Origin of the sequence: Streptomyces sp. NPDC048462 (assembly GCF_043200175.1) — a bacterium.
In the GTDB taxonomy this organism is placed as follows: Bacteria; Actinomycetota; Actinomycetes; order Streptomycetales; family Streptomycetaceae; genus Streptomyces.
Genome location: NZ_JBICXG010000065.1, coordinates 1 through 2,276 on the forward strand (window position 1 = coordinate 1; position 2,276 = coordinate 2,276).

1 protein-coding gene is annotated in these 2,276 nt (G+C 70.6%); it reads right to left on the bottom strand.

Translation table 11 applies throughout. The features are described 5' to 3' along the window. Positions 1–2,276: condensation domain-containing protein (locus tag ACGFU6_RS39235; RefSeq protein ID WP_393617400.1), on the bottom strand; the 2,276-nt coding region annotated here is incomplete at both ends.

Genomic DNA, 2,276 nt, shown 5'->3' on the forward strand with positions numbered 1-2,276 from the left:
GCGGTGAGGGTGGATACGAGGTTGCGGTGTGAGGAGAGGATGCCTTTGGGGCGTCCGGTGGAGCCGGAGGTGAACATCACGCACGCCACGTCATCACCCGTCAGCGCCAGGTTCAGGTCCGTGTCCGGCTCGTCGAGCGGGGCCCCCGAGGAGCACGGGACCACGCTCCAGGGGCCCTCCACGCGCCGGGCGAGAGTGTCGTCGGTGAGGAGCAGGGTGATCCCCGCGTCGTCGGCGGCGGTTCGCAGACGATGGTCGGGGAAGTCCGGGTCGAGCAGCGTGTAGCCGGCACCGGCTTTGACCACCGCGATCACGGCGGCGGCGAAGGTGGCGTTACGTGGGAGGAGGATGCCGGCCAGTTGGCCCCGGCCCAGGCCCCGTGAACGCAGGTGGTGGGCGAAGCGGTTGGCGGATGCGTTGAGCTCTCCGTAGGTGACCGGCCGGTCGTCGTCGATGAGCGCGATGGCCTCTGGGGAGCGGGTCACCTGTGCTTCGAACCGTTCGACGAGTGAGGCGTCGTCCACGGCGGCGGCGGACCCGGCCCACGGCCCGAGCAGCAGCCTCCGCTCGGCAGCCGACAGCACCTCCAGCTCCGCGAGACGCACCTCCGGGTCGGCCACTGCCTGCCGTAGCACCTCACCCAGCACGGTCGCCACGCGCTGGACGGTGGAGTGGTCGAACAGGTCCTCTGCGAAGAGGACCGTGCCGCACAGGCCCTGACCGCCGTCCGAGCGGAGCAGGAACTCCAGGTCGAACTTGGCCGACCCGTTGGTCAGCCCCGATACCTCGGCCGACCGGTCACCATCCAGGCTCAGGGTCGGCGCCTCTCCCTCTTCCAGGGTGAGGCAGATCTGGAAGAGGGGGTGGCGGGAGAGTGTGCGGGTGGGGTTGAGGGCGTCGAGGACGAGGTCGAAGGGTGCGTCCTGGTGGGCGAAGGCGTCGAGGTCGGTGGTGCGGACGTGTGAGAGGAGTTCGCGGAAGGTGGGGTCGCCGTCGGTTCGGGTGCGCAGGACGAGGGTGTTGACGAAGAATCCGACGAGGTCGCGGAGTGCTTCGTCGGTGCGGCCGGCGACGGGGGTGCCGATGGCGAGGTCCGTGCCGGCACCGAGCCGGGTCAGGGCGGCGGTGAGTGCCGCGTGCACCACCATGAACGGTGTGCACCCCTCGGCCCGGGCCAGTTCGCCGACCTGCTTGAAAAGACCGTTCCCCAGCTCGATGTCGATCCGTCCCCCCTGGTGCGAGGCTCGTGCGGGGCGGGGGTGGTCGAGGTTCAGGCCGTGTTCCTCGGGCAGTCCCTCCAGGGTCTTCTGCCAGAAGGCCAGCTCCTGTGACAGGACGCTCTCGGGGTCGTCGGCCGAGCCCAGCGCCCGCTGCTGCCAGACCGCGTAGTCCGCGTAGCGCACCGACAGCGGCTCCAGCACCCGGCCCCCGGCACCCGCGACCCGCGCCTCGTAGGACCGCGACAGGTCGTCGAAGAACACGCCGGTGGACCGGCCGTCCGTCGCGATGTGGTGCACCAGGAGGACGAATACCCATGAGTCGTCATCGACCCTGAACAGAGCCGCTCGCAAGGGGAGTTCGCCCCGCAGGTCGAAGACGTGACGGGTGGCCCCGGCCACGGCCTCGTCCAGCTCGCCGGAGGCCACCTCGCGACGCTCGATGTGTACGCGGGTGTCCGCGGCCGGGAGGACGTGCTGGCGCGGTTCGCCGTCGACCGTGGTGAACACGGTCCGGAGGGGGGCGTGGCGTTCGACGACGTCGTTGAGGGCGGCCTCCAGGGCGTCGGCGTCCAGTGGGCCTCGGAGGCGTACGGCCATCGGGACGTTGTAGGCGGTGCTGCCGCCGTCGAGTTGGGCCAGCAGCCAGAGTCGGCGCTGGGCGAAGGAGACGGGGGCGTCGTTGCCACCGGTCCATGCGCCGGCGGTGAGGGGCAGCAGCGCGGGCCGGCCCTTGAGGGTGCTGATGTGGTGGGCGAGGCGTGCCGGTGTCGGGTGCTGGAAGACGTCCCGAATGGTCAGCCGTATGCCCAGCGCGTCGGCGATGTGGTTGGTGAGGCGGGCCGCCAGCAGCGAGTGGCCACCGTGGACGAAGAAGCTGTCGTCCACGCCCACCGGGTCCGAGACGTCCAGCACCCGGCTGAAGAGGGCGACCGTGACTTCCTCGAGTGGGGACTGTGGCGCCCGGCCTCCGGTGGAGGTGGTGGGTGTGGGTTCGGGGAGGGCGTGGGTGTCGATTTTTCCGTTGGGGGTGAGGGGGAGTTGGTCGAGTGGGGTGAG